Here is a 26560-nt window from a genome sequence, read left to right as displayed (position 1 = left end):
TGGCCGGGCCGCCGCCCGGTTCGCCCGCCCGACCGGCCCGCCGCCGGGCTGACGCGATTTCGGCCCGGCGGGGACGGGGCGCTGCCAGAGTGGATGAGGTGGGTGGCATCCGGTGGCGCGAGCGGCTGGGACCGGCCGTCTCGATCGCCCCCGGCGCCCGGGTCGACCGGTTCGAGGTCTTCTTCGACCTGGTTTTCGTCTTCTCGTTCTTCATCATCACCCGCGCCACCGCCGCCAACATCTCCGGATGGCAGCTCGGGCACGCCATGCTCGTGCTCGCCGTGCTCTGGTGGTGCTGGGTGGTGCACTGCGTGGTCGCCACCCGGGTCCGGCTCGGCGAGGGCTTCGTCCCGGTGCTGATGGTCATCGGCATGGCCGCGCTGTTCTGCTTCGCGCTCTCCCTCCCCCAGGCCTTCAGCGACGCGACCGACGTGGCCGCCGGACCGATGGTGGTCGCGCTCAGCTACGTGGTGATCCGGGGTGTGCACCTGTTGCTGTACTGGCACGTCGCACGGGAGAGAGCCGGGGAGCGCCGGCTGCTGCTGAGGTACTCCCCGGAGATGACGATCAGCACCCTGCTGCTCACGGCCGCCGCGCTGATCCCGCCGCAGATCGACGACCCGGACCGGGCCGCGATGCTGCGCGACGGGCTCTGGGTCAGCGTCATCCTGCTCCAGTACGGCATGGGCCTGGTCGCCGGCGCCTGGGGCTGGGTGGTGACCTCCGCCGAGCACTGGACCGAGCGGTACGACCTCATCCTGATCATCGCCCTGGGCGAGTCGGTCATCTCCGTCGGCGTGGGCAGCAACCTGCTCGGTCAGCCCCCCACGTGGCCGGCGGTCGCCGCGGCGGTGCTCGGCATCTTCTTCACGGCCGCGCTCTGGTGGGCGCACTACGACGTGATCGCGCCGGCCGCCCGGATCGCCCTGCACGCGGCCGAGGGACGGCCCCGGGTCTCGATGGCCCGGGACGCGTACGCCTACCTTTACCTGCCGATGATCGCCGGGATCATCCTGTTCGCCCTCGGCGCCGAGGAGATCACGCGCCAGGTCGCGGATCCGAACGTGTCGGTCGCGGAGCCGACGCACGGCCCCGGCGTCCTGCTGCTCTTCGGCGGGGTGATCTGCTACCTGTGCGCGAACATGCTGTTCCAGGTGCGCACCCTGGGCACCGTCTCCTGGACGAGGGTCGGCGCGGTGCTCCTGCTCGCCGCCACCATCCCCGTCGGCCAACGGCTGCCGGGGCTTGCCGCCCTCGCCCTGCTCACCGCCATCTGCGTCGGGCTGGTGGCCCTGGAGGCGGTGGTCATGGCGGACTCCCGGCGCGCCGTGCGCGAGACGGCCTTCGAGGAGAAGACCAGCCACGAGGCGTACGAGGCCGCCTGGCGCGCCCGCTGGCGCGAGTCCACCCCGGAGGAGCCGTCGACGTGACGCGTGCCGGCGTCACCGCATGTCACGGCCCCCGCCGCGGCGTAGCACTTCGTAGCACACTCGACTAGGATCTGTGCCGTGGCAGAGCACGCTCATCGGGAGATCACGCAGCGGGAGTTGCGCAACGACTCGGGCGCGATCATGCGGCACGTCGAGTCCGGCGAGTCCTTCGTCATCACGCGCAACGGCACCCCCGTCGGAAAGCTCATCCCGCTCCGCCGGCGCACGTTCGTCCCGCGGGCCGAGGTGCTCGCCGCCTTCGCGACGGCCCCCGTGCTCGACGGCGACAGATTCCGCGCCGACATCGACTCGTCGGTCGAGCAGGACCCGTTCAGCCGTGAGTGGTGAGGCCCCGGTCCGTGGCCTGATCGACACGAACGTCGTGATCCATCTCGGCGCCCTCGGTCCCGCAGACCTGCCCGAGGAGATGGTGATCAGCGCCGTGACGCTCGCGGAGCTCTCCGCCGGCCCGCACCACACCGACGACCGCGCCGAACGGGCCCGGCGGACCAGCGTCCTCCAGCATGCCGAGGCCGTGTTCGAGCCGCTGCCCTTCGACGCCGAGGCCGCGCGGGCCTTCGGCCTGGTCACCAGCGCGGTCCTGGCCACGGGGCGCACCACCCGCCGCCGGCTGGCGGACCTGATGATCGCCTCCATCGCGTACGCGAACCGACTGCCGCTCTACACCACGAACCCGACCGACTTCGTCGGGCTGGAGGAGTTGGTCACCGTCCGGTCCGTCCGTCGGCCCTGACGGGGCACGTGTACGCGCGCCTGCTGTCGTAGGCTGGCCGCAGCGTCGCGGTGCACCCGGCAAGGAGACCGCCGAGGGCATGGAGGCGCGGGACAGCATCGGACACACATGCCCCCGTTCACGCCGGACGAGCGCCTGCGGGCCTTCGGCAACCAACTGATCGAGATCCACCTCTGGCTTCGCGAGGAGCTCGCCCGCCTGCGCGACGGCGTGGACGACCCCGGCGTACGGCCGAGGGACCTGCGGACCCACTGCCTGGCCTTCTGCGCGGCGCTGACCCGGCACCACACCGGCGAGGACGCCGGGGCGTTCCGGGTGCTGGCCGAGCAGGTGCCCGAACTGGTCCCGGTGCTGCGCGAGCTGGAGGCCGACCACCACATCGTGGCCGAGGCCCTGCACCGGGTCGAGGAACTCACCGGCGGGGCCGCGCCGCCCGACGAGGTGCGGGCCGAGCTGGACACTCTCGCCGCGCTGCTCGAGACGCACTTCGTCTACGAGGAGAAGAAGCTCGTCGGCGCGCTCAACGCGCTGAGCGGCGGCACCACCGAGGGGCTCCTCGGGGTTCCCCTCCCGCCGCCGCAGGACGGGTAGGTCTGCCGGTAGCAGAATCGCCGCCGTCGGGCTTGGTCGACGGTCCCGCCCTTGGCAGGGTGGGCGACATGGCGACCTTCACCCTCCAGGCGACCCCGTCCGACGGCCCGAGCTGGCTGGAGCTGGCCCGGCGGGCCGAGGCGGCCGGCTTCGACGCGCTGACCACCGCCGACCATCCCGGGGCGGCCGCGTCGCCGTTCGTCGCCCTGGCCGCCGCGGCGGCGGTGACCGAGCGGATCGGCCTGGGCTCGTACGTCTCCAACGCCGGTGTCCGGGAGCCGATGCTGCTCGCCTCGGACGTGGCCAGCCTCGACCTGCTCTCCGGCGGCCGGGCCCGGTTCGGCCTCGGCGCCGGCCACACCCCGGCCGAGTGGCTCGCGGTCGGCCGGGAGCGGCCCGACGTCGCCGGGCGGGTCCGCCGCTGCCTGGCCGTGGCCGAGGCCGTCCGCGCCCTGCTCGACGGCGAGGAGGTCACCGTCGACTCCCCCGACCTGGTCCTGCGGGGCGCGCGGCTGGAGAAGCCGCGCCCGGTGCAGCGGCGGATCCCGTTCACCCTCGGCACGGCGAACTCCGCGATGCTGCGCTGGGCCGGCGCGCACGCCGACGTGGTCGGCCTGGCCGGCCTCGGCCGCACGCTCCCCGACGGCTACGCGCACGAGGTGCGCTGGCGGGAGGCCGACATCGACAGGCAGCTCGAGTGCGTCGCGGCCGGGGCGGCCGGGCGGGCCGAGCCGCCGGTGCTGGAGGCGCTCGTGCAGCACGTGGCCGTCACCGACGACGCCGAGGCCGCCGCCGCGTCCACGGCAGCCGACGTCGGGCTGACCGTGCCCGAGCTGCTCGCCACGCCGTTCGTACTCATCGGCACCGAGGACGAGATCGTCGCGGCGGTGGCCGCACACCGGCGCCGCTGGGGCGTCACCCGCTTCGTCGTACGCGAGGACGCGCTGGACCCGCTCACCCCGGTGCTGGCCCGCGTGGCCGCCACCGACTGAGCCGCCGACCTGTCGGACACGAATGAGGCGTGCTCAGGTCGCCCGACGCCTTCGCGGAGGTCGAACGACTCATGGCGATCTCCGCCCGGCCCCGGTCACGGCGCGGGGATGACCGCTCGGCGCATCCGCGCCGGGCCGCGTGCCCGAAGATGGGGGCATGCGGATCCTCATGGCCGGCGCGTCCGGCTTCCTCGGCACCCGGCTGGTCGACCGGCTCACGGCGGACGGGCACCAGGTCACCCGGCTGGTCCGCCGGCCGCCGCGCACCCCTGACGAACGGCAGTGGAACCCGTCCGCCGCGCAACTCGACCCGGCGGTGGTGGCGGAGGCGGACGCGGTGGTCAACCTGGCCGGCGCGGGCGTGGGCGACAAGCGGTGGAACGACGGGTACCGGCAGCTGATCCGGTCCAGCCGGGTCGACACCACCACCACGCTGGCGATCACCATCGCCGGCCTGCCCCCGGGCGAGCGGCCGAGGGCGCTGCTCAACTCCTCGGCGGTCGGCTGGTACGGCAACACCGGCGACCGGGCGGTCGAGGAGGACGCCCCGGCCGGCGACGGCTTCCTGGCCGACGTCTGCCGGGTCTGGGAGGCCGCGACCCGGCCGGCCGAGGACGCCGGCGTACGCGTCGTGCGGATGCGCATCGGGCTGCCGCTGCACCGCGACGGCGGGCTGCTCAAGCCCCAACTGCTGCCGTTCCGGCTGGGGATCGCCGGCCGGCTCGGCAGCGGTCGGCAGTGGCTGCCGTGGATCTCCCTGGCCGACTGGCTGGACGCCGCCCGGTTCGTGCTGGACCGCGACGACCTCGTGGGGCCGGTCAACCTGGTCGGGCCGGCCCCGGTGACCAACGCCGAGTTCACCCGGGAGCTGGCCCGCCAGCTGCACCGGCCGGCGATCGTCCCGATCCCGGCGCTGGCGTTGAAGGTGGCGCTCGGCGGCTTCGCGCACGAGGCGCTGACCAGCACCCGCGTCCTCCCTGGTGTGCTCACCGGGGCCGGCTTCACCTACCGCCACCCCGAGCTGACCGCCGCCCTGCACGCCGCCCTCACCGACTAGCCGCGGCGGGGCGGTCGCTGGCCGCACAGCTCGCGGGGGCGGTCGGCTGGCCGCACAGCTCGCGCCGGTGCGCCGCACGACGTCGTCGATGCCGCGCGGGTGCGGCGGGCCGGCCTAGGCGTGCGCGCCGACGCTGATCGGGCCGATGGTCAGGGACGGCGTGCCCTCCAGGATCCGGCCGACCCGCTCGACCTGCGCGTCCAGGGCCCGCCGCCGGTCGGCGCGCAACTCGGCCAGCGGTTCCACGGTGACGTGGATCCTGCGGCCGGAACGGCGCTGGTGCCACACCCCGGCGACCGTCCCGTCCACCAGCAGCACCGGATAGTTGCCGGCCTGGCCGCCGGCCAGGGCACGGGGGCCGGCGGCGCCGGGGAACAGCAGCTCGCGCGGGTGGCAGCCGACCTGGTAGGCGTCGAAGTACGGCAGCAGCAGCACGCCGGTGGGGCCGTCGGGCGGGAAGTCGGTGTCGCCGGCCGCCACCCACGCCCCGACGCCCTCGACGGTGACCTGTGCCAGCTCCAGCGACCCGAACAGCTCGGCCGCCCACCGCCGGGGCACCGCCAGCCACTGCGCGAAGTGCGCCGGGGTGGCCGGCCCGTACGCGTACAGGTAGCGGCGCGCCAGCTCGGCGAGTGCCGCCGGGCCGGCCATCGGCGCGAACCCGGGCAGCCAGCGCGCCGGGCTGGTGTGGGTGGTGGCCCGGCCCCGGTTCGGACCGGAACACATCGCCCCACGCCGGGTCGCCGCCGCCATCGCGGCCATCCAGCGCGGCCACCTGTCCTGGAACGCCTCCATCACCCGGTCGCCGGCCCACGGGCCGGTACGGGCCACGACCTGCTCGGTCAGCTCCGCGGTGGTCAGCTCGGCGTCGCGCAGCGCGTCCGTGATCGCCGCCACCACCTCCTCGGTCTGCGCGGGGGTGAGCAGACCCTGGCTCTGCTCCTGGGACGGGACCGGCAGCGCGGACAACGCGCCGATCCACATCGGCAGGTCGGCGGCGGCGAGCAGGTGCACGGTGCCGCGCGGCCCGCGCGTCTTGACCAGCGTGCGGTCCGTCCACAACGCCTGGCGGACCGTCGTCCGGGTGGCTCCGGCGACGCGCAGCCCGACGGACAGCTCGGCCGCCGAGGCCACCTGGGCGTGCGCACCGCAGATCGCCGACACCACGCCGGCCACCGCGTCAGCCGCCGGGTCGGGCCGCGGCCCGCCCGCCGCACGGGCGCCGCCCGCCGCCACCGGGCCGGCGGGGGCCGCGAGCGCGTGCCGCTCCAGCCGCCGGGCGTGCACCTGCCGCCAGGTCAGGCCGGTCACCGCAGCTTCCCGAAGAACGCCCGGATGTCGGCCGCGTGGGCCCGCGGTTCCTCCATCGCGACGAAGTGGCCGCCGGGGTTCCCCTCCGGCCAGTGGATGATCTTGTTGTGCCGCTCGGCGAGGCGGCGGAACAACGGCGGCCCGCCGCCGTAGACGCCGCTGGGCACCAGGGCCTGCCCCTTCGGCCAGGCGAAGTGGGTGTTGTCGTACATGAACCAGGACGAGGTGCCGGCGGTGCCGGTCAGCCAGTACAGGGTCGCGTTCGTCAGGATCAGGTCGCGGGCGATGGCCTGCTCGGGCGTGGGCGCGGTGAGGGTGAACTCCTTGAACTTCTGGACCAGCCAGGCCAGCAGCCCGACCGGTGAGTCGTTCCAGGCGTACGCGACGGTCTGCGGCGCCGCCCGCAGCAACGCGTGGTGGTCCACGCCGCCGCTCGTCCACTGCCGCATCTCGGCGTAGAGGGCACGCTCCCCGTCGCTCATCTCCGGCACGTCGGCGTCGGTGGGAAAGCCCAACCCGCCGTCGACGTGGACCCCGACGACGTGCCCGGGGGCCGCCACGGCCACCTCCGGGGCCACGTACGCACCGAGGTCGCCGCCCTGGGTGCCGTAGCGGTCGTAGCCGAGCCGGCGCATCAGCCCGGCCCACATCCGGGCGACCCGTCCGACCGTGAACCCGGTCCGCGGCGGGGCCTGGGAGAACCCGAAGCCCGGCACCGACGGCACCACCACGTGGAAGGCGTGCGCGGGGTCGGCCCCGTACGCCCGCGGGTCGGTCAGCGGCCCGATCAGGTCGGTGAACTCCACGAACGAGTTCGGCCAGCCGTGGGTGAGGATCAGCGGCAACGCGTCCGGCTCCGGGGAGCGCACGTGCAGGAAGTGCACGTCCAGTCCGTCGATCTCGGTGACGAACTGGGGGAACCCGTTCAGCCGCGCCTCCTGCGCCCGCCAGTCGTAGCCGGTCGCCCAGTGCTCGGCCAGGTCCCGCAGGTAGTCCAGCGGGACCCCCCGGCTCCAGCCGTCGCCCGGCAGCTGCCGGGGCCACCGGGCCCGGGCGAGCCGGTCGCGCAGGTCGTCGAGGTCCGCTTGCGGGATGTCGATCCGGAAGGGCGTCATGGCGACCACGCTAGGGGCCGTGTAGGTCAGCTTCTGTCACACATCGCTGGCATCCTCGACCCCGTGACCGACACCCCCGGCCGGCTGCTGACCCTGCTGTCGCTGTTGCAGACCCCTCGCGAGTGGCCCGGCAGCGAGCTGGCCGCGCGGCTCGGCGTCAGCCTGCGGACCATCCGCCGCGACGTGGAGCGCCTGCGCGAGCTGGGCTACCCGGTGCGGGCCACGATGGGCGCGGTCGGCGGCTACCGGCTGGTCGCCGGCAGGGCCATGCCGCCGCTGCTGCTCGACGACGAGGAGGCGGTGGCGATCGCGGTGGGGCTGCGGACCGCGGCCGGGCACGCGGTGACCGGCATCGAGGAGGCGTCGGTGCGGGCGCTGGCGAAGCTGGAGCAGGTGCTGCCCGCCCGGCTGCGGCACCGGGTCGGGGCGCTGGGCGCCGCCACCGAGCCCATGCTGACCTGGAGCCGACCGACGGTGGGCCCGGAGCAGTTGACCGGGCTCGCCGCCGCCATCGCCAACCGCGAGCGGCTGCGGTTCAGCTACCGCCGGCACGACGGCGTGGCCGCCGAGCGCCGCGTGGAGCCGCACCGGCTGGTGTCGGCGGGACGCCGGTGGTACCTGGTCGGCTACGACAACGACCGGGACGACTGGCGGATCTTCCGGGTGGACCGGATCGGCGAGCCGGTCCCCCTCGGGGTGCGCGCCGCGCCACGGCAGTTGCCCGCCCCGGACGCCGCCGCGTACGTGACGGAGAAGCTGCGCGAACGGACCCCGGTGCACCGGGCGGTGGCGACCCTGCACGCCCCCGTCGAGGCGGTCGCCGGCCGGGTCGGCGACTCCCCCGGCGATCTCGTGCCGATCGACGCCGGCAGTTGCCGGCTGAGCGGTCACACCGACACCCTGGAGTGGCTGGCCTGGCGGTTGCTGACCCTCGGCTGCGAGTTCGAGGTGCACGAGCCTCCGGAACTCCTCGCGTACCTGCGCGAGATCAGCGGCCGGGCCGGCCGGGCGGCGGGCCCCACGACCACGGGAGCCGGACGGACCCCACCGCCCGCGGGCGGACCGGACGGCGCGTAGCGACGCGACTCGGATGCGCGCGCAGCCGGGCGCCCCGGCGGCGACACGGCCGTAGCCGGGTGCCCGTCGGGCATCCGGCCACGGTGGTGTGGTGCGGGATCAGCAGCCGATCACCCAGTGGTTGGGGCCGGTCTGCTTCAGCGTGCTGGTGTAGAAGGTGTTGTAGAGGCCCATCCGCTGGTTCGAGCCGTTGGCGTAGGCGTAGCCGCCGGACTGGTAGGCGCGGCCGGCGGCGACGTGCGCGTAGTTGCTGGCCGTCACGCAGGTCGGCGCCGTGGTCGGGCTCGCGGTCGGGGAGGCGGTGGGGCTCGCCGTGAGGGACGCGGTGGGGCTCGCCGTCGGGCTGGGGTTCGTTCCGCCGTTCAGGCCGAAGAAGACCGCGTCGTGGTACGCCGAGCAGATGGTGTCCAGCATGTACGCGGCGGCGGTGCCGCACTGCTCGGCCCCCGGGCCCGGGTCGACCGGGGTGCCGTGGCCCATGCCGGAGACCCGGTAGACGCGGACGTCGTTGTTGCCGTACACCTCCAGGCTGATGTTGGCGGGCAGCGACGCGGTGCTGGTGGGGGTCTGCGAGACGCCCCGGACGTTGGTCCACTGGTCACGCAGCTCGGTGGCGTTGGCCGGCACCACCGTGGAGTCCGAGGTGCCGTGCCAGATGGCGACCCGGGGGCGGGGGCCGGTGTGCCCGGGGTACGCGGCCCGGACCACGTCGCCCCACTCCTGCGGGGTCTTGTTCACCCCGCTGTACTGGCAGGTGCTGGTGGAGGCGGGCGGCGAGCAGCGGTACGGCAGGCCGGCGACGACCGAGCCGGCGGCGAAGACGTCCGGGTAGGTGGCCAGCATGACCGCGCTCATCCCCCCGCCGGCGGAGAGGCCGCTGACGAAGACCCGGCGGGCGTCGGTGCCGTAGTTGTTCCTGGCGTGGTCGACCATCTGCTTGATCGACAGCGCCTCGCCCGAGCCTCGGGTGATGTCCTGCTCGACGAACCAGTTGAAGCAGCTCAGCGGCTGGTTGGCGCTGGACTGCTGCGCCACGATGAGGGTGAACTTCCACTGGTCGGCGAACTTCTGCCAGCCGGAGTTGGCGAAGTAGCCGGGGGCGTTCTGGGTGCAGCCGTGCAGCAGCACGACGGCCGGGGCTCCCGCCGGCAGGTTGTCCGGCCGGTACGCGTACATGGCGAGGTTGCCGGGGTTGGAGCCGAAGTTGGTGACCTGGGTGAGGGTGGCGGCCTGGGCGGGGGCCGCGACGGTCGCCACCGCGGCGGCGGCGAGGACCATCCCGGCGACCGCGCCGGTCAGCCGGGTGAGCAGGGACGGGGAGCGGCGCACGGGGGCCTCCTGGGGACGGGGTGTGAACTGGGTCACCCGCGAATTGCCGCGACGTTACGTCGATGTGTCGATGCTGTGACATGGGCCACGCTCACACATTCACCGCCCGGAGGATGTGCGTCCTGACCGGCGTGCCCCGGTGCGGTTGGTAACGTCCGCTGCGTGCCGACCTCCCCGTCCCTGGCGCCTTCGCCGGCCTCGCCGCCCCGCGTCGTCCGCCACCGGCGGGCCGACCTGATCGTGGCGCTGGTCGCGCTGGCGCTCGCGGTCTGGGTGACCAGCGGGCTGTGGCGGGACCCGAACGCCCGCACGATCACCGTCAACTCCAGCGACCAGGCGCTCTTCGAGTGGCTGCTGGCCTTCGGCGGCCACGCGGTGACCCACGGCGACAACCCGCTCTTCACCTACCTGGTCAACGTCCCCGACGGGGTGAATCTCGCGGTCAACACCTCGATCACCGTGTACGCGGTGGTCTTCGCGCCGCTGACGTACCTGATCGGGCCGCCGGCCACGTTCCTGGTGATTCTCACCCTCAACCTGGCCGCCACCGCGCTCGCCTGGTACTGGCTGCTCTCCCGGCACCTGGTCCGCGGCCCGCTCGCCGCCGCCGTCGGCGGGCTGTTCATCGGCTTCTCCCCCGGCATGGTCTCGCACGCCAACGCCCACCTGAACTGGACGGCCGGCTGGCTGGTGCCGCTGCTGGTCTGGCGGACCTTCGTGCTGCGCCGCTCCCGGCACCCGCTGCGCGACGGCGCGATCCTCGGCGCGCTCGTCGCCGTGGCCTTCTCCATCGCCGCCGAGGGGCTCTTCTTCACCGCGCTGGCGCTGGGCGTCTTCGTCGCCGTCTGGGCGCTGCACCCGGCCCACCGCGCCGAGGCCCGCGCGGTGCTGCCGACCTTCCTGCGCGGCCTCGGGGTGACCGCCGTCGTCGCGGGGGTGCTGCTGGCGTACCCGCTGTGGCTGCACTTCGCCGGCCCGCAGCGCTTCCACGGCACCGGCTTCGACGCGGTCATCCACTCCGAGGACGTCGTCGCCTACGGGGCGTACCCGCGCCGGTCGCTGGCCGGGGAGGTGGGGCTGGGCACCCGGCTGGCGCCCAACCCGACCGAGGAGAACTCGTTCTTCGGCCTCCCGCTGCTGCTGCTCGCCGTCGCCTGCTTCGTGGCGCTGTGGCGCCGGGCCGACGCGGGCCGCCGGGCGACGCTCTGGGCGCTGGGCGTGACCGCCGCCGTCTTCACCGTGCTGTCGTTCGGCCCCGAGGCCAAGGTCGACGGACGTCGTACGGACCTGCCGATGCCGTTCGACCTGCTCGGGCACCTGCCGGTGGTGAACGCCGCCCTGCCGGCCCGCCTGGCGCTGGTCGTGGCGCCGGTGATCGGGGTGCTGCTGGCGTACGCCGTCGACCAGTTCCGCGCCGATCCGCCCCGGCGCCGCCCCGCACGGCTGGCCTGGTGGGCGGGGTTCGCGCTGGCGCTGCTGCCGCTGGTGCCGACGCCGCTGCTGACCATCGAACGCGAGCCGATCCCGCGCTTCGTCACCGCCGGGACGTGGCGGGAGCACGTCTCCCCCGGCGGGGTGCTGACCCCGCTGCCGCTGACCCTCGACGTCTATCCCGACGGCCAGCGCTGGCAGGCGTACGCGCTGGCGCACCGGCAGGGCGAGTTCGCCATCCCCTCCGGCTTCTTCCTCGGCCCGGGCGGCCCGGACGGCCGGGGGCGGATCGGCCCGCCGCCGCGCCTGTTCAGCGCGCTGGTGGACCAGGCCGGCCGGACCGGGCTGGTGCCGATCATCACCGAGGGCAGCGTCCAGGAGGTCCGCGCCGACCTGCGGCACTGGCGGATCGAGACGATCGTGCTGGCCGACGAGGTGCACGGGGCGAAGTGGCCGGTCGACGAGGAGGCCATCCGGCGTACCGTGACCGCGCTGCTCGGCCCGCCCGAGCGGGTGGACGACGTGTGGCTGTGGCGGGTCCGGTCGTGAGCCGCGTCACCGCTGGTGACCGGCCGGTACGGGTCTAGGCTTGGCGGCGTGACGACGACGATCCCCGGCCTCACGGCCGTCCGCGCCGGTCTCCTCGACTACCAGGCCGCCTGGGACGAGCAGCGCCGGCTGCACGAGTCGGTGGTGGCCGGCGAGCGCGGCGACACCGTGCTGCTGCTGGAGCACCCGAGCGTCTACACCGCCGGCAAGCGCACCGAGCCCTGGGACCGCCCGATGGACGGCACCCCGGTCGTCGACGTGGACCGGGGCGGCAAGATCACCTGGCACGGCCCGGGGCAGCTGGTCGGCTACCCCATCCTGCGTCTACCCGACCCGGTCGACGTGGTCGCCTACGTCCGCCGCACCGAGCAGCTGCTGATCGACGTCTGCGCCGAGTTCGGGCTGACCGCCGGCCGGGTCGAGGGGCGCAGCGGGGTCTGGGTGCCGGAGGACGACCGGGGCCCGGCCCGCAAGGTGGCGGCCATCGGCATCCGGGTCGCCCGCGGCGTGACCCTGCACGGCTTCTCCATCAACTGCGACTGCGACCTGGGGTACTTCGACCGGATCGTGCCGTGCGGCATCCGCGACGCCGGGGTCACCTCGCTCACCGCCGAGCTGGGCCGCCCGGTCACCGTGGCCGACGTGCTGCCGGTCGTCGAGCGCCACCTACCCACCCTCGTCACGAGCTGACCGGTGCGGATCGACCTGGTCACCGTCGTCGTGGCCGAGTACGACCCGGCCATCGCCTTCTTCACCGAGGTGCTCGGCTTCGACCTGGTCGAGGACTCCCCGTCGCTGACCAACGACGGCCGGCCGAAGCGCTGGGTCGTCGTCCGCCCGCCCGGCGCGCAGACCGGGCTGCTGCTGGCCCGCGCCGACGGCGACCGGCAGGCTCGATCGGTCGGCGACCAGGTCGCCGGACGGGTCGGTTTCTTCCTCCAGGTCGACGACTTCGACGCCGTCCACCGGCGGATGGTCGAGGCGGGCGTCGAGTTCGTGAAGCCGCCGCGCACCGAGCCGTACGGCCGGGTCGCCGTCTTCCGCGACATCGCCGGCAACCTCATGATCGACGCTCAGGGAACCCAGAGGGCTGGGGTTACGGGGTCAGGCGGTGGAGGTCGCGGGGGAAGGCCGTGACCTCCCGGACGTTGGCCGCGCCGGTGAGCCGGGCCACGAAGCGTTCCAGCCCGATGGCGAAGCCACCGTGCGGCGGCATCCCGTGCCGGAACGCGTCGACGTAGCCGGCGTACGGCTCGACCGGTTCGCCCCGGGCGGCGAGCGCCGCGAGGTAGTCGGCGTGCCGGTGCAGCCGCTGCCCGCCCGTCACCAGCTCCAACCCCCGGAAGAGCAGGTCGAACCCGTTGGAGTACGCGGGCCGCGCCGGGTCCGGGTGGGTGTAGAAGGGCCGCTTCGCCATCGGGTAGCCGGTGACGAAGAGGAACTCCGAGCCGTGCTCCCGCCGCACCCACTCGCCCAGCGCCCGCTCGTGCGCCGGGGCGAGGTCCGGCTCGTCGGCCGGCGCCCCCGCGATCTCGAGGGCCTCGGTGAAGTGCACGGCGGGGATCTCGGCCGGCACGTCCGGGGCCGACACCCCGAGGGTGGCGAGCGCGGCCCCGGCCCGTTCGCGCACCGCGTCGAGCATGCCGGCCACGGTGTGCCGCAGCACGGCCATCACGTCCCGGTGGTCGGCGACGAAGCCCAGCTCGGCGTCGAGCGAGGTGTACTGCGCCAGGTGCCGGACGGTGTCGTGCGGCTCGGCCCGGAACACCGGCCCGACCTCGTAGACCCGCTCGAAGACGCCGACCATGAGCTGCTTGTAGAACTGCGGCGACTGGGCCAGGTACGCGGGCCGGCCGAACCAGTCCAGCGCGAAGACGTTCGCCCCGCTCTCGGTGGACGCGCCGACCACCTTCGGCGTGTGGATCTCCACGAAGTCGCGGGCCTCGAGCGCGGCCCGGAAGCCGGACACCGCCGCCGCCGAGACGCGCAGGGCCGCCGCGCGGGTCGGATGGCGCAGCGCGACGGACGCGTGGTCGAGCTGGGTGGGCAGGCTCGCGGTGAGCGCCGGCCGGTACAGGTCGAACGGCGGCGGCACGGCGGGCGGGCCGAGCGGTCGTACCGTCGGCGCGGTCAGCTCGACCCCGGCGGGGGCCGTCGGGTTCGCCACCACCGTGCCGGTGACCTCGACGACCGTCTCCTCGGTGAGTTCCTCCACCTCGGCGCGGAGGGCCGGGTCGGTGACCACCACCTGGGCGAGGCCGGCGGCGTCCCGGACGATCAGGAAGGCCACCGACTTGAGCAGCCGGCGGCGGTGCACCCAGCCGGCGATCCGGACGGGCACGCCGACATGGGCGGAGAGCTGGGTGGAAAGGATGCGTTGCACGGCGGGTACCTCCTCGATCAATCGCAACGCGATCCCCGGGAGGTGTGGGCGAGCGGGAAACCTCGCGGTGCCACCACACCTTCGCCCCCGCTGACGGGGGCCTCGTTTCGTCGCCTTTTCACCGGGGCCAGCCGGGCGGGCTCTACTGGGCCGGGCCAGGAAGGGACCCTTCCGCCACATGCCGTTCTTCCCGCAGCTCGGGAGGGTCTTCGCGCGCCGGGGCCAGACCGCCTCGCAGCAACCGGCGGCTCTCTTCAACTGGGGGGCCGGGGCGCTACTCGGCTCCGTCACAGCTCTGCCGGGCACGCTAGCACCCCCGCCGATGCCCCTGTGAAGGGTTTCCGCAGCCCCGGTGTCCGGCGTCACAAGACTGGCGGGGTGACGCCCGTCGCCCGAGCTACATCGACGGCGACCGTCGGGCGTAGGCTCGGTTTTGTGACGATCGAGCACTCCGCGCCGACGACCGGCCAGGCAGCGCGCACGACGACGCCCGCCCCCGAGGGGCGGCGCCTCCTGCGAATCGAGGCGCGCAACGCCGAGACGCCGATCGAGCGCAAACCGCCGTGGATCAAGGTCAAGGCCAAGATGGGGCCGGAGTACACCCAGCTGCGCGGGCTCGTCTCGCGCGAGGGGCTGCACACCGTCTGCCAGGAGGCCGGCTGTCCCAACATCTACGAGTGCTGGGAGGACCGGGAGGCCACCTTCCTCATCGGCGGCGACCAGTGCACCCGGCGCTGCGACTTCTGCCAGATCGACACCGGCAAGCCGGCCGAGTTCGACGCCGACGAGCCGCGCCGGGTCGCCGAGTCGGTGGTCTCGATGGGCCTGCGCTACGCGACCATCACCGGCGTGGCCCGCGACGACCTGCCCGACGGCGGCGCCTGGCTCTACGCCGAGACCGTCCGGCAGATCCACACCCTGCAGCCCGGCTGCGGCGTCGAGCTGCTGATCCCCGACTTCAACGCGGTCCCCGAGCAGCTGGCCGAGGTCTTCGGCGCCCGGCCGGAGGTGCTCGCGCACAACGTGGAGACCGTGCCGCGGATCTTCAAGCGGATCCGGCCGGCCTTCCGCTACGAGCGGTCGCTGGACGTGATCCGGCAGGCCCGCGCCGACGGGCTGGTCACCAAGTCCAACCTGATCCTGGGCATGGGCGAGGAGCGCGCCGAGGTCTCCCAGGCGCTGCGCGACCTGCACGACGCCGGGTGCGAGCTGATCACCATCACGCAGTACCTGCGCCCCACCCCCCGGCACCACCCCGTCACCCGCTGGGTCAAGCCGGAGGAGTTCGTCGAGCTGCGCGAGGAGGCCGAGGAGATCGGCTTCGCCGGCGTGATGAGCGGGCCGTTGGTGCGCTCGTCGTACCGGGCCGGGCGGCTCTACCGGCAGGCGCTGGAGGCCCGCGAGGGCGCTCCGGTCACCGCCGGCTGATTCACCCGGCCGACGCGCCGGCACCGCTCGACCACGGGCCGGCGGCCAGGTGCCATGATCGACTCATGACGGCCGGGGTACGCCAGCGATGGCGCGACGCGCGTCCCGCGCTCCCGCCGGCCCGGTGGCCCGCGCTGCCGACGGCCCTGACCGTGCTCGCCGTCGTGGCCGGGACCGGCTACCGCCTCGGCCTGCTGCTGCACGACGCGCCGCCGACCAACAGCGACGAGGCCACCATGGGGCTGGCCGCGCTGCACGTCGCCCAGGGCCGGGAGTTCCCCGTCTGGTTCTACGGCCAGGCGTACATGGGGACGCTGGAGGCGTACCTGGCCGCGCCGGTGTTCGCGCTGGCCGGCCCGTCGACGCTCGGGCTGCGCCTGCCCACCCTCGCCCTGTACTCGGTCTTCGTCGTGCTCGCCTGGCGGCTGACGCTGCGGTTGACCGGGGACCGCTGGTTCGCCCTGCTCGTCGTGGCGCTGCTGGCGCTCGGCTCGGACCGGGTGGTGAAGAACCAGCTCATCGCCGGGGGCGGCTACCCCGAGATGAACGCGGCCGGGATGGCGCTCGCCGTGCTGGCGTACGACCTGGCGGCCGGCCGGCCGGGACGCCGGCTGGCGCGCTGGACGGCGTGGGGCCTCCTGGCCGGGCTGATGCTCTGGGTGGACCCGCTGGTGCTGCCGTACGTGGCGGCGACCGGCGCGGTGCTTCTCGCGTACGGCCGGCGGGAGCTGCGCGGACGGGCCGGGGCGCTGCTCGGGGCCGCCGCGCTCGTCGGGGCCGGGCCGCTGCTGGTGCACAGCCTGGCGACGGGGCGCAACCCGCTCGCGGCGGTGCTCGCCGCCAGCGGCTCCGGGCAGCCCGCCGGCTGGGCGGAGCGGCTGCACGGGGGGTTGCTGCTCGGCCCGCCGCTGGGCATGGGCTTCTGCTCCCCGAGCCACTGCACGCCCGGCCAGCTCTGGTGGGGGGTCGCCCTCCCGTTGCTGCTCTCCGCGGCCGCCCTCTCGGCCTGGCGCGCGCTGCGCCGGTCCGGCGGAGATCTTGGACAGTTGCCGTTCCGGGCCGACGGCACGTGTCCAAGATCGATCGTGGCGACGGGCCCGGTGGGCGGGGCGGTCCGGCTCGCGCTGGTGGCCGCCGCCGTCGCGACGCTCGCCGTCTACGCCGCCAGCAGCGCCGCGGGACGCACCCCGGTGGAAAGCTCCCGGTACCTGTCCTGCCTGCTCATCTCCGTTCCGGCCCTGCTCTGGCCGCTCTGGTCGGCCGCCCGCCGCCCGACCGGACCAGCCACGACCGGACCAGCCACGACCGGAACGGGCGCGGCCCGGGCGGGGGCGGCCCGGGCGCACGGTGTCACCGGGGCGGGAGCGCGATGGGGGATCGCGACGCGGATCGCGGCGGTCGTGGTGCTCGCGGCCACGCTGGGCACCGCCGCCGTGGCCACCGCCGGCGCGGTCGGCACCGCGCCGGCCGCCCGCGCCGCCGAGGCCCGGCACGCCGGACTGGTCGCCGCGCTGCGCGAGCGGGGTGTCCGGCACGTGTACGGCGGCTACTGGACCTGCAACCGGCTCACCTTCGCCACCCGCGAGGACGTACTCTGCGCGGTCGTCGACGACGACCTGCGCCCCGGACACGACCGGTACCTGCCGTACCGCCGGGCGGTGCTGCGGTCGGCCGCGCCGGCCTGGGTCGCGCCGGCCGGCTCGCCGCTGGCCGCCCGCCTGGACGAGCGCCGGCGTACCGATCCGGCCGCGCTCGACCTGGTCACCGTCCCCGGCTGGCGGATCTACCTGCCCCGCCGCTGACCCGCGCCCTCGCCCCGGTCGCGCGCACCGCCCGAAGGTCTGCGCCCGCACCCGGACGGTGTCGCGCGTGGCCGGGGCCGTCGCGCTTTTGGTGCGGACGAGGCCGGCGGGCCGCCGGCCGGGAATCGGTCGGCGCGGTGCGGTGGGCTCGCCGAGCAGGCCGAGGCGGTGCGCCAGGGTGGCTGCCTGCTCCGCGAGCGGCGCCGCGCCCAACCCGTCGGCGAGCGCGGCGGCCTCGGCGACCGCCGCCGCCACCTCGTCCCGCTCCCCCACCGCTGCCGCCGCCTCGGCGAGCGACAGCAGCGCCCGGGCGAGGGGGTACGGCTGCCCGTCGGCCCGCCACGCCGCGACCGCCGTACGCCATGCCGGAAGCTCCTCGCCGCCGTCGGCCAGGAGGGCCGCCACCTGGGCGGCGTGCGCCCGCTCGGCCGGATGGCGGGCCGGCAGGCCGGCGGCGAGTGCGGACACCGCGCCGGCCAATTCGGCGTCCCCGCTCCGCGCGGCGGTCCGGGCGACGGCGCTGAGCACCGGCCAACCGGGGCAGCTGCGGCAGCCGCTCGTCGGCCAGCGCGGCGTGGGCCGCGCGCACCGCCCCGGCCGGGTCGTCGGCCGCCAGCGCCGCCTCGATCCGCAGCTCCCGCAGCGGCAGCCGGTGGTTCGGCCACAGGTAGGGCCGGGCCAGGAAGGCCAGTGCCCGGCCCACCAGTTCCTCGGCGGCGGGGTGGGTGTGCCGCCCGATCTTCGCCCGCTCCCCCTCCTTACTCCCGGCCCCCGGCGGCGGTGCGGGCGCGTAAGGTACTCAGCCCGGCCGCGGACAAGGCGACGTGCGGCGACCACTAGACTCTTCGGCATGGCAAAGCCCCAGGAGAAGGTCTCGTTCGGCCAGCGGCTGAAGCAGATCGGGATGGTGTTCAAGTTCACCGCCAAGCAGGACCGGTGGTTCGCGCCGTTGGCCGCCGCCGCGGTGCTGATCCCGCTCGCGCTCACCGTGGTCGCGGTCCTGCTCTGGGGCTGGATCTGGCTGCCGCTGGGCATCCTGTTCGCCCTGCTCTGCCTGCTGATCGTGCTCAACCTGCGGTCCAACCGGGCGATGATGAACGCCGCCGAGGGGCAGCCCGGCGCGGCGGCCCAGATCATGGAGAGCATGCGCGGCGACTGGCGGGTCACCCCGGCGGTCAGCTCCACCACGCAGATGGACATGGTCCACCTGGTCATCGGCCGGCCCGGGGTGATCCTGCTGGCGGAGGGCAACCCGCAGCGGGTACGCGGCCTGCTCGGCCAGGAGAAGCGGCGGCTGGCGAAGGTGATCGGCTCCGCCCCGCTCTTCGACTACGTGATCGGCCAGGAGGAGGGCGAGCTGCCCATCCGCAAGCTGCGGATGACGCTGATGCGGCTGCCGCGCAACCTCAGCGGCAAGGACGTCAACTCGCTGGACAAGCGGCTCAAGGCCCTCACCGCCCGCCCGCAGATGCCCAAGGGCGCGATCCCGAAGAACATGCGGCCCGCGCGCGGCGCGTTCCGCCAGACGCGCGGTCGCTGACCCCCGACGCGTACGCGAAGAGCCGGGCCCGTGCGAAGGGCCCGGCTCTTGCCGTGTCAGGGGCGGGGGGCGTCGGTGACGACGGAGCCCGTGAGGCGGTCGTGCAGGCCGCGGCGGTGACCGTCCATCAGCAGGGCCGGCACGACCAGGGCGAGCAGCAGGCCGCGCAGCAGGGCCCGGGCCACCCCGATGCGACCGCCGTCGGCCCAGGCGACGCAGCGGACCTTCGTGATGAACATGCCGGGCGTCTGCGCGAAGAGCCCGAGGAAGAAGCCGTACTCGCCGATCAGCACCAGCACGGGCGCCCACCCGTCGCGGACCGGGTCGGCGAAGACCCCGGCGATGAGCAGGCAGAGCACCCAGTCGATCACCAGCGCCCCGAACCGGCGCCCCAGGCTGGGCGGGGTGAAGGCGGGATCCGTCGCGGGCGGTACGGGGCGATCATGCGGCTTGGTCACAACGGTCAAGGGTATCCAGGGCGAATGGACGGATCGGGGACGGTCGCCCGCACCCGGGCGACAAAAAGGGGCGAAAGCGAGCAAGTGTCAATAGAATGGCACAGCCGATGGCGTCCCGCCGCGCGGTCCGGCCCGCCCGAGCGGCGCGGATGACGCTCCGCGAGGGACGTAACACGGCAGAAACACTCAAGACATGGCCGGGCAACCGCACGGCCATAGCGTCGCCAGGAGCCTAGCCACCCGTGGACGTGCCAGGAGGACGTGTGTTCGCCAATCCCGAGGAACTCCTGCGATACCTCAAGAACGAGGACGTGAAGTTCGTCGACGTACGTTTCTGTGACCTGCCCGGCGTGATGCAGCACTTCAACCTGCCGGTCGAGTCTGTCGACGATGCCTTCTTCACCGAGGGCCTGGCCTTCGACGGTTCGTCGATCCGCGGTTTCCAGGCGATCCACGAGTCGGACATGCTCCTGCTCCCGGACGTCGCCACCGCCTTCATCGACCCCTTCCGGGCGCAGAAGACCCTCGCGCTCAACTTCTTCATCCACGACCCGTTCACCCGCGAGGCCTACAGCCGGGACCCGCGCAACGTGGCGAAGAAGGCCGAGGCCTACCTGGCCGCCAGCGGCATCGCCGACACCGCGTACTTCGGCGCGGAGGCGGAGTTCTACATCTTCGACTCCATCCGGCACGAGACCTCGGCGCACCAGTCGTTCTACTACATCGACTCGATCGAGGGCGCCTGGAACACCGGCCGCGAGGAGCCGGGCGGCAACCGCGGCTACAAGACCGCGTACAAGGGCGGCTACTTCCCGGTGCCGCCGGTCGACCACCTCGCCGACCTGCGCGACAGCATCGTGCGCCGGCTGGTCGACAGCGGGTTCACCGTGGAGCGCTCGCACCACGAGGTGGGCACCGCCGGTCAGTCCGAGATCAACTACCGGTTCTCGACGCTGCTGCACGCCGCCGACCAGCTCCAGCTCTTCAAGTACATCGTGAAGAACGAGACCTGGGCCAACGGCAAGACCGCCACCTTCATGCCGAAGCCGCTCTTCGGCGACAACGGCTCCGGCATGCACACCCACCAGAGCCTCTGGCTGAACGGCGAGCCGCTGTTCTACGACGAGACCGGCTACGCCGGCCTGTCGGACATGGCCCGCTGGTACATCGGCGGCCTGCTGCACCACGCCCCGTCGCTGCTGGCCTTCACCAACCCGACGGTCAACTCGTACCGCCGGCTGGTGCCGGGCTTCGAGGCGCCGGTCAACCTGGTCTACTCGCAGCGCAACCGCTCCGCCTGCACCCGCATCCCGGTGACCGGCAGCAACCCGAAGGCCAAGCGGGTCGAGTTCCGCGTGCCGGACCCGTCGGCCAACGTCTACCTGGCCTTCTCGGCGATGATGATGGCCGGCCTGGACGGCATCAAGAGCAAGATCGAGCCGCCGGCACCGATCGACAAGGACCTCTACGACCTCCCGCCGGAGGAGTGGGGCGACGTCAAGCAGGTGCCGGGCTCGCTGTCGGCCGTGCTCGACAGCCTGGAGGCCGACCACGACTACCTGCTCGACGGCGGGGTGTTCACGCCCGACCTGATCTCCACCTGGATCGAGTGGAAGCGCACCAACGAGGTCGACCCGGTGCGCCTGCGCCCGACCCCGCACGAGTTCGCCATGTACTTCGACTGCTGACGCACCAGCAGCCGCGTACGGAAGAAGGCCCCGGGTCCGCCCGGGGCCTTCTTCCGTGTGCGCCGACGATGCGTCGGGCAGGGCAGGAAACGCCCTCAACGCCTGCATCCGCTGGCGCGACCAGCATGCCGACCGAGATTCGGATTCGCGATGACCTGCGGGATCCGTCACGGTGTCCGTCGGCGGAGGATCCCGATGTCACAGACGACTCAGCTCGACAGGGCCAGACGACCATTCCACCCACGGACCACCAACGCCCCCACGGAGCGCGGCTCCCCCGTGCCAGGCCGCTGACCACGCCGCATCCGCACCGGCCGGGCCGGCTCCACGGCTCACGCTGGGCGTAACGGACACCGATATACCTTCGCATCCGTTATATTGCGGAGCGTGGACACACCGTTGCGCGAACCCACCTTCCTGATCCTCACCGCGCTGGCCGGCCAGCCGATGCACGGCTACGGCCTGATCGGCGAGGTCGCCGCCCTCTCCGACGGACGCGTGTCGCTGCGGCCGGGCACCCTCTACGGCGCGCTCGACCGGCTGGTCGACGCCGGCCTGGTGGAGGTAGACCGCGAGGAGGTCGTGGACGGCCGGCTGCGCCGCTACTACCGCCTCTCTCCCGCGGGCGACGCCACGCTGACCGCCGAGACCGAGCGCCTGCGCCGCAACGTCGAGGCGGCCACCGCCCGGCTGCGCGCCCGCGCGGTGCGGCCGTTGGCTCCGCGTACCGCCGGGGGTTTGGCATGAGCGACCTGGAGCGGCGCTACCACCGCCTGCTGCGGGCCTACCCGGCCGAGTACCGCCGGGCGCGCGGCGCGGAGATCGTCGGCACGTACCTCGACCTGGCCAGCCCGGGGCGGCGCTGGCCCTCGCCCGGGGACGCCGCGGACCTGCTGCGCGGCGGCCTGCGCCAGCGGCTGCGGGCCGCCGGGGCCGCCGACCTCATTCCGGGCGTACGCCTCGCCGCCGTCCTTGCCTTCCTCACCGCGACCGCCCTGGCGGGGGCCTGGTCGGGGCTGGAACTGCATCCCCCGATGGCGCAGTGGGGCGTGCCGCACGTCGGACCGTTCGTCTCCATCGGGATCGGGGTGTGGGCCGCCTGGCTGCTCGCCGCGGCGGTGCACGCGGTGGCGCCGGGTGGGTGGACCCGCCACGCCGTGGCCCTCGCCCTGCTGCTCACCGTCGCGGCCGTGCCGGTCGCGGCCCTCGCCGGCCTGCCCCGGCCGCCGCTGTTCGTGCTGCTGCCGCAGGTCGGGCTGGGGCTGATCGCACTCGGTCTCCCGAAGCGGCAGCCCATGCCGGTCCGGTCGGCGCCCCTGCTCGCCGCCGTCGCCGCCGGCCTCACGAGTGTCAACCTGCTACCCCGCTACGACTCCTACGTCAGCTACCACGGCTGGACGGCCAGCGGGGTGCTGCCCACCGCCGCCGTGGCCCTGCTCGTTCTGGTGCTGCTGCTCGGCGCGGGACTGGCCCTGCGGGCCGATTACCGGGGCGGCTGGGCGCTGCTGGTGCTGCTGACCCCGATCGGCCTGCTCTTCCTGGACCCGCTGGCCGGCGCGGTCGACGGCAACATGCACGGTGCGCCCAACCCGGGATGGGACGCGCTCGCCGCGACGGCCGTCGCGGTCGGCCTGGTCGGCCCCGCGCTGCTGCCGCTGGCGATCGCCCTGCGCAGGCGGATGCGCCGGCCCGGCCCGGTCCGATCCGGCGACCGCTGCCCGACCTGCGGACGCACCGCCGAGCGGGCCCCGTAGACCACGGCGGCGGCACCCTCGCACGCAGCGGAGCCGCCGACTCGGCCACCGGCACAGCGGGCCTTCAGCCGGGACGCGCGGCACCGGTCCGGCGCAGCCGGAGCAGGCCCCACGCCGCCAGCCCGGCCGCCAGCGCGGTCATCGCCAGCGCGCCCGGAGCCTTGGTGAACCGGGCCAGGTTGGTGCCGTCGGGCAGGGCGAGGAAGGCCGCCGCCGCGCAGGGCGCCGCGAACCAGGTGGTCCGCCTCGCGGCGACCGCGAGCAGCGCCAGCGGCCAGGTGGCGTACCAGGGGTGGAAGACCGGGGCCAGCACGACCGTGGCGGCCAGCGCCAGGCCGGCGCCGAGCAGGGCGACCCGGGGGCGGGCGGCGTCCGGGTGGGCCGCCCGCTGCCGGACGTCGTCGCGGCGGCGCAGCCCCGTCCAGGCCCGCCACCACAGCGCCGCCACCGCCACCGCGAGCAGCAGCAGCGCCGCCGCGCGGGTGACCGGCACCGCGCCCGGCTCCCGGCCGACGAGGCCGCCCGCGTAGTCGACGACGAAGCCGACCGCCGTCGGCGGGGAGGTCCACTGCTCGGAGTCTCCGCTGCGGGTCAGCCCGCCGACCCAGCCGAGCCCGAGGCCGGAGAGCAGCGAGGTGACCGCCACCGCGCCGAGCACCCCGCCGGCCAGCCAGCCGCCGTCGCGCAGCAGCGCCCGGACGGTGTGGCGGCCGCGCACCGCCGCCAGCGCCGCGAACGGGAGCACCACCACGGCGGTCGCCTTCACGGTCACCGCCAGCCCGAGCAGCGCCCCGGCCAGCAGCAGCGGCCCCGGCCTGCCGGGCCGGCGCAGGAGCACCAGCAGTCCCGGCAGGAGCAGGCCGAGCATCACCGCGTCGTTGTGCGCGCCGGCCACGAGGTGCACCCCGACCAGCGGGCTGGCCAGCGCCAGCCAGGCCGCCCGGCGGGTGGGCACGCCGGCGGCCCGGGCCAGCCCCGGCAGGCAGACGGCGGCCAGCAGCACCCCGGCGACCGCGAGCAGCCGGAACGCCACGATCGCGCCCACCAGGCCGCCGCCGAGGGTGACGGCGAGCGCGGCGAGCAGCACGAAGAACGGCCCGTACGGCGCGGGCGTGTCCCGCCAGATCGGCGCGACCGACTCCACCCAGGGACAGCCGGCCTCGGCGACGCCGGTGGCGTACGGGTCGACGCCGTGCGCGTACGCCCAGCCCTGGCAGGCGTAGGAGTGGACGTCCCGGCTGCCCAGCGGCGGGGCGGCCAGCAACGGCAGCGCCCACAGCCCGGCGGTCAGGTACGCCCACCGCGTCGACGGCGCGCCCCGGCGCAGCGCCCACCAGGCGCCGACCATCAGCCCGGTGCCGCCCAGCCACAGCGCGACGACCCACGGCCCATCGCCGGGGCCCGGAACACCGGTGGCTCGGGGCAGCGCGCCGCCCAGCCAGCCGGCGACGGCCAGCAGCACCGCCCCGACCAGGCCGGCGTAGCGGGCGAACCGGGCGACACCGGGCGACGCCGGCGGGGTGCCGGGAGCGGTCACCGGCGGCCCTCTCCTCAGTCCACGGCGGCCGGTCGACGGGCCGCCCGGGCCGACCGTACCAAGCGGACCACCACCACGATCACGAACAGCGTCATCAGCGGCGCCCCGACGGTCTTGGTGTACCGGGGCAGCCCCGTGCCGTCGGCGAGCACCAGGAACGACGAGACGATCGCGACCACCGCGAACCAGCCGGTGCGCCGCGCCGTGGCCGCGAGCACAGCCAGCGGCCAGGTCCAGTACCAGGGGTGGAAGAGCGGGGCGAGGGCGACGGTGGCGGCGAGCGCCAGGCCGGCGTGCCAGATCGGCTCCCGGTGGCGGGCCCGCCACCACAGCCAGAGCAGCACCAGCGCCAGCGCCGCCATGCCGATCCCCCGGGTGACCGGCAGCGGGTCGCCGTGCCAGCCGAAGGGCGCGGCGAGGTAGGCGACGGTCTGCCCCACCGCCGTCGGCGGCGAGGTCCAGGCGATCACCAGGCCGCCCTGCTCCAGCCCGGTGATCCAGCCGAAGCCCAGGCCGGTGGCGAGGGTCGCGCCGACCACGGCGGCGACCGCCCCGCCGACCACCCACCCGCCGTCGCGCACCAGCGCCCTGATCGAGTACGCCCCGACGATCGCGGCCAGCGCCGCGAACGGCACCACCACCAGCGCGGTCACCTTGATCGCGGCGGCCAGCCCGAGCAGCACTCCCCCGGCGAGCAGCGGGCCGGGGCGGCCGGGCCGGGACACCACCACCGCCAGGCCGGCGACGAGCAGCCCCACCATCAGCGCGTCGTTGTGCGCCCCCGAGATCAGGTGCACCCCGACCAGCGGCGAGCCCAGCGCCAGCCAGACCGCCCTGCCGGCCGGTACGCCGCAGCGCCGGGCCAGCACGGGCAGGCTTGCCGCCGTCAGCCCCACCCCGACGACGGCGAGCAGCCGGAACAGCACGATGCTGCCGACCAGTGACCCGGTCGCCTCGACCACCGCCCCGGCGATCAGCACGAACAGCGGCCCGTACGGGGCCGAGGTGTCCCGCCAGATGTACGAGATGGTGTCCAGCCACGGGCACGGCAGCGCCGACACGCCCTGCTCGTACGGGTTGATCCCGCCCGAGTAGCTCGCCCCCTGGCAGGCGTACGCGTAGACGTCCCGGCTGCCCAGCGGCGGCGTGAGGAGCAGCGGCAGCAGCCAGAGCCCGACGGTCACCAGCGCCCAGCCGGTCGACGGCACCCGGTCGCGCAGCGCCCACCAGGCGTACGCCATCAGGCCGGTGCCGACCGCCCAGGTGGCGATGATCAGCGGGCCGTGCGGGCCCTGCCAGATGCTGACCGGGGTGGGGCGCAGGTCGCCGTCGGGGAACGCGCCGCCGAGGAACGCGGCCACGGCGAGCAGCGTCGAGCCGGCGAGGCCGAGCCAGCGCGCGAGGTGGTGAGGCACGCCGGACATGCTGCCAGTACGGTGGTCGCGGTACGGAGGTGGGCATGCGGCGCAGTCGGGTGGTGGCGGTGGCCGCCGCGTCCGCCGTGCTCCTCGGGGTGGCCCACGTCGCCCTCCCGCCGACCGGCTCCGACCTCGCCGCGCAGGTCGCGCGGGCCGACTTCTTCGCCGCCCACGGCCTCGCCCCGGTGGACCTGCGCTGGTACGGCGGCGTGCAGCAGTTCGGCTACAGCCTGCTCTCCCAGCCGGTGATGGCGCTGCTCGGGGTGCGGGTCACCGGCGCGCTGGCCCTCGTGGCGGCGGCCACCGCGTTCGCGGCGCTGCTGGTGCGCACCGGGGTGCCCCGCCCGCTGCTCGGCAGCCTCGTCGGGGTGCTCACCATCGCCGGCAACCTGGTCTCGGGCCGGGTGACGTACGGCCTCGGCGTGGCCCTCGGCCTCGGCGCGCTGCTCGCCCTCACCCTCCCCCGGGACCCCGCCGACGCCGACGCTGGCGCGGAGCGGCGGGCGCGGCGCCGGCGGCTCGGGCGGCTCGGGCTGGCGGCGGCCGGGGCGCTGCTGGCCTCGGCGACGAGCCCGGTCGCGGGCCTCTTCGTCGGCCTGGCCGGCGCGGCGCTGCTGCTGACCCGCCGGTACGCCGACGGCCTGGTGCTCGGCGTCGCCGCCGCGCTGCCGCTCGGGCTGACCGCCCTGCTCTTCGGCGACGGCGGCTGGATGAACATCAGCCGCACCGACACCGTGCGCGCCGTGCTGACCAGCCTGCTCGTGGCCGCGCTGGTGGGCTACCGGCCGGTGCGGGTGGGGGCGCTGCTCTCGGCGGCCGGGGTGCTGGCGGCGGCGCTGGTGCACACCCCGGTCGGGCTGAACGCCACCCGGCTGGCCGTCATGTTCGCCCTGCCCCTGCTGGCCGCCGCCAGCAC

General features: G+C 74.8%; 23 protein-coding genes and 1 pseudogene. 17 read left to right on the top strand and 7 right to left on the bottom strand.

Features of this window, described 5'->3' with window-relative positions:
- The first annotated feature begins 98 nt into the window (after positions 1-98).
- The 6 genes from ACSNN9_RS19320 to ACSNN9_RS19295 all read left to right on the top strand — a co-directional run bounded on the left by ACSNN9_RS19320 (position 99) and on the right by ACSNN9_RS19295 (position 4824).
- Positions 99-1430: a low temperature requirement protein A gene (locus ACSNN9_RS19320; RefSeq protein WP_436674760.1), complete on the top strand. Its 1332-nt coding sequence runs from the start codon at positions 99-101 to the stop codon at positions 1428-1430.
- 78 nt (positions 1431-1508) lie between these two features.
- On the top strand, positions 1509-1778 hold the full coding sequence (locus tag ACSNN9_RS19315; protein WP_436674759.1) for a type II toxin-antitoxin system Phd/YefM family antitoxin: 270 nt from the start codon (positions 1509-1511) through the stop codon (positions 1776-1778).
- Positions 1768-2184, top strand: coding sequence for a type II toxin-antitoxin system VapC family toxin (locus ACSNN9_RS19310; RefSeq protein ID WP_436674758.1), 417 nt, complete (start codon positions 1768-1770; stop codon positions 2182-2184). Before ACSNN9_RS19315 ends, ACSNN9_RS19310 begins: the two co-directional genes overlap by 11 nt.
- A 108-nt stretch (positions 2185-2292) precedes the next feature.
- Complete coding sequence (locus tag ACSNN9_RS19305; RefSeq protein ID WP_436674757.1) at positions 2293-2775, top strand: hemerythrin domain-containing protein; 483 nt, start codon at positions 2293-2295, stop codon at positions 2773-2775.
- A 68-nt stretch (positions 2776-2843) separates the two neighbouring features.
- Positions 2844-3767 carry an LLM class flavin-dependent oxidoreductase gene (locus tag ACSNN9_RS19300; protein WP_436674756.1) on the top strand — a complete coding sequence of 308 codons (924 nt, stop codon included), beginning with the start codon at positions 2844-2846 and terminating at the stop codon, positions 3765-3767.
- A gap of 157 nt (positions 3768-3924) precedes the next feature.
- The gene (locus ACSNN9_RS19295; RefSeq protein WP_436674755.1) at positions 3925-4824 is read left to right on the top strand and encodes a TIGR01777 family oxidoreductase; all 900 of its coding nucleotides are present in this window, start codon (positions 3925-3927) and stop codon (positions 4822-4824) included.
- 114 nt (positions 4825-4938) lie between these two features.
- On the opposite strand, the gene ACSNN9_RS19290 is transcribed toward ACSNN9_RS19295, so the two are convergent.
- Both ACSNN9_RS19290 and ACSNN9_RS19285 read right to left on the bottom strand, forming a co-directional pair.
- A complete protein-coding gene (locus tag ACSNN9_RS19290) occupies positions 4939-6135 on the bottom strand; it encodes a winged helix DNA-binding domain-containing protein (RefSeq protein WP_436674754.1) in 1197 nt (398 codons plus the stop codon).
- Complete coding sequence (locus ACSNN9_RS19285; RefSeq protein WP_436674753.1) at positions 6132-7250, bottom strand: epoxide hydrolase family protein; 1119 nt, start codon at positions 7248-7250, stop codon at positions 6132-6134. Before ACSNN9_RS19285 ends, ACSNN9_RS19290 begins: the two co-directional genes overlap by 4 nt.
- Before the next feature lie 63 nt (positions 7251-7313).
- Here ACSNN9_RS19285 and ACSNN9_RS19280 point away from each other — a divergent pair, with 63 nt between their 5' ends.
- Positions 7314-8327, top strand: coding sequence for a helix-turn-helix transcriptional regulator (locus ACSNN9_RS19280; RefSeq protein WP_436674752.1), 1014 nt, complete (start codon positions 7314-7316; stop codon positions 8325-8327).
- A gap of 99 nt (positions 8328-8426) precedes the next feature.
- Here ACSNN9_RS19280 and ACSNN9_RS19275 read toward each other — a convergent pair whose 3' ends face one another.
- The gene (locus ACSNN9_RS19275) at positions 8427-9656 is read right to left on the bottom strand and encodes an extracellular catalytic domain type 1 short-chain-length polyhydroxyalkanoate depolymerase (protein ID WP_436674751.1); all 1230 of its coding nucleotides are present in this window, start codon (positions 9654-9656) and stop codon (positions 8427-8429) included.
- A gap of 162 nt (positions 9657-9818) precedes the next feature.
- On the opposite strand from ACSNN9_RS19275, the gene ACSNN9_RS19270 reads away from it, so the two are divergent.
- From ACSNN9_RS19270 to ACSNN9_RS19260, 3 genes are read left to right on the top strand one after another with little or no spacing between them, the layout of a single operon-like run.
- Complete coding sequence (locus ACSNN9_RS19270) at positions 9819-11636, top strand: DUF3488 domain-containing protein (RefSeq protein WP_436674750.1); 1818 nt, start codon at positions 9819-9821, stop codon at positions 11634-11636.
- A gap of 48 nt (positions 11637-11684) precedes the next feature.
- Positions 11685-12326, top strand: coding sequence for a lipoyl(octanoyl) transferase LipB (lipB, locus tag ACSNN9_RS19265; protein ID WP_436674749.1), 642 nt, complete (start codon positions 11685-11687; stop codon positions 12324-12326).
- A 3-nt stretch (positions 12327-12329) separates the two neighbouring features.
- Positions 12330-12773, top strand: coding sequence for a VOC family protein (locus tag ACSNN9_RS19260; protein WP_436674748.1), 444 nt, complete (start codon positions 12330-12332; stop codon positions 12771-12773).
- On the opposite strand, the gene aspS is transcribed toward ACSNN9_RS19260, so the two are convergent.
- Positions 12733-14019, bottom strand: a complete 1287-nt coding sequence (gene aspS, locus ACSNN9_RS19255; RefSeq protein WP_436674747.1) for an aspartate--tRNA(Asn) ligase — start codon at positions 14017-14019, stop codon at positions 12733-12735. The two genes, ACSNN9_RS19260 and aspS, sit on opposite strands and share 41 nt — an antisense overlap.
- A 378-nt stretch (positions 14020-14397) precedes the next feature.
- Here aspS and lipA point away from each other — a divergent pair, with 378 nt between their 5' ends.
- From lipA to ACSNN9_RS19240, 3 genes are all read left to right on the top strand, one after another.
- The gene (gene lipA, locus ACSNN9_RS19250; protein ID WP_436674746.1) at positions 14398-15447 is read left to right on the top strand and encodes a lipoyl synthase; all 1050 of its coding nucleotides are present in this window, start codon (positions 14398-14400) and stop codon (positions 15445-15447) included.
- Between the two features lie 65 nt (positions 15448-15512).
- Positions 15513-17249 (top strand): hypothetical protein, encoded by a 1737-nt coding sequence (locus ACSNN9_RS19245; protein WP_436674745.1) that lies wholly within the window; start codon positions 15513-15515, stop codon positions 17247-17249.
- 850 nt (positions 17250-18099) lie between these two features.
- Positions 18100-18789 (top strand): DUF4191 domain-containing protein, encoded by a 690-nt coding sequence (locus ACSNN9_RS19240; RefSeq protein ID WP_358091789.1) that lies wholly within the window; start codon positions 18100-18102, stop codon positions 18787-18789.
- Positions 18790-18845: 56 nt separating this feature from the next.
- On the opposite strand, the gene ACSNN9_RS19235 is transcribed toward ACSNN9_RS19240, so the two are convergent.
- Positions 18846-19247, bottom strand: coding sequence for an RDD family protein (locus ACSNN9_RS19235; protein ID WP_436674744.1), 402 nt, complete (start codon positions 19245-19247; stop codon positions 18846-18848).
- Between the two features lie 263 nt (positions 19248-19510).
- Between ACSNN9_RS19235 and glnA the strand changes: the two genes are divergently transcribed.
- From glnA to ACSNN9_RS19220, 3 genes are all read left to right on the top strand, one after another.
- The gene (glnA, locus tag ACSNN9_RS19230) at positions 19511-20935 is read left to right on the top strand and encodes a type I glutamate--ammonia ligase (protein ID WP_436674743.1); all 1425 of its coding nucleotides are present in this window, start codon (positions 19511-19513) and stop codon (positions 20933-20935) included.
- Between the two features lie 387 nt (positions 20936-21322).
- The gene (locus ACSNN9_RS19225) at positions 21323-21682 is read left to right on the top strand and encodes a PadR family transcriptional regulator (protein WP_436674742.1); all 360 of its coding nucleotides are present in this window, start codon (positions 21323-21325) and stop codon (positions 21680-21682) included.
- The gene (locus tag ACSNN9_RS19220; protein ID WP_436674741.1) at positions 21679-22689 is read left to right on the top strand and encodes a hypothetical protein; all 1011 of its coding nucleotides are present in this window, start codon (positions 21679-21681) and stop codon (positions 22687-22689) included. Before ACSNN9_RS19225 ends, ACSNN9_RS19220 begins: the two co-directional genes overlap by 4 nt.
- Before the next feature lie 64 nt (positions 22690-22753).
- On the opposite strand, the gene mptB (ACSNN9_RS19215) is transcribed toward ACSNN9_RS19220, so the two are convergent.
- Together mptB (ACSNN9_RS19215) and mptB (ACSNN9_RS19210) are read right to left on the bottom strand one after the other, a co-directional pair.
- Positions 22754-24226, bottom strand: a complete 1473-nt coding sequence (gene mptB, locus ACSNN9_RS19215) for a polyprenol phosphomannose-dependent alpha 1,6 mannosyltransferase MptB (protein ID WP_436674740.1) — start codon at positions 24224-24226, stop codon at positions 22754-22756.
- A 14-nt stretch (positions 24227-24240) separates the two neighbouring features.
- Positions 24241-25641 carry a polyprenol phosphomannose-dependent alpha 1,6 mannosyltransferase MptB gene (gene mptB, locus ACSNN9_RS19210; RefSeq protein ID WP_436674739.1) on the bottom strand — a complete coding sequence of 467 codons (1401 nt, stop codon included), beginning with the start codon at positions 25639-25641 and terminating at the stop codon, positions 24241-24243.
- Between the two features lie 44 nt (positions 25642-25685).
- Between mptB (ACSNN9_RS19210) and ACSNN9_RS19205 the strand changes: the two are divergent.
- A pseudogene (locus ACSNN9_RS19205) lies at positions 25686-26560 on the top strand (hypothetical protein); the annotation flags it as partial.

Source organism: Micromonospora sp. URMC 107 (assembly GCF_051386315.1).
GTDB lineage: Bacteria > Actinomycetota > Actinomycetes > Mycobacteriales > Micromonosporaceae > Micromonospora.
The sequence above is the reverse complement of the archived record's forward strand: the minus strand, read 5'-3'. Positions and strand labels throughout refer to the sequence as shown.

Bases quoted from the DNA above. Each gene is read 5' to 3' on its own strand.
- ACSNN9_RS19305 (WP_436674757.1), top strand. From the start codon at position 2,293: ATGCCCCCGTTCACGCCGGACGAGCGCCTGCGGGCCTTCGGCAACCAA.
- ACSNN9_RS19300 (WP_436674756.1), top strand. From the start codon at position 2,844: ATGGCGACCTTCACCCTCCAGGCGACCCCGTCCGACGGCCCGAGCTGG.
- ACSNN9_RS19295 (WP_436674755.1), top strand. From the start codon at position 3,925: ATGCGGATCCTCATGGCCGGCGCGTCCGGCTTCCTCGGCACCCGGCTG.
- ACSNN9_RS19285 (WP_436674753.1), bottom strand. From the start codon at position 7,250: ATGACGCCCTTCCGGATCGACATCCCGCAAGCGGACCTCGACGACCTG.
- ACSNN9_RS19245 (WP_436674745.1), top strand. From the start codon at position 15,513: ATGACGGCCGGGGTACGCCAGCGATGGCGCGACGCGCGTCCCGCGCTC.
- ACSNN9_RS19240 (WP_358091789.1), top strand. From the start codon at position 18,100: ATGGCAAAGCCCCAGGAGAAGGTCTCGTTCGGCCAGCGGCTGAAGCAG.
- ACSNN9_RS19220 (WP_436674741.1), top strand. From the start codon at position 21,679: ATGAGCGACCTGGAGCGGCGCTACCACCGCCTGCTGCGGGCCTACCCG.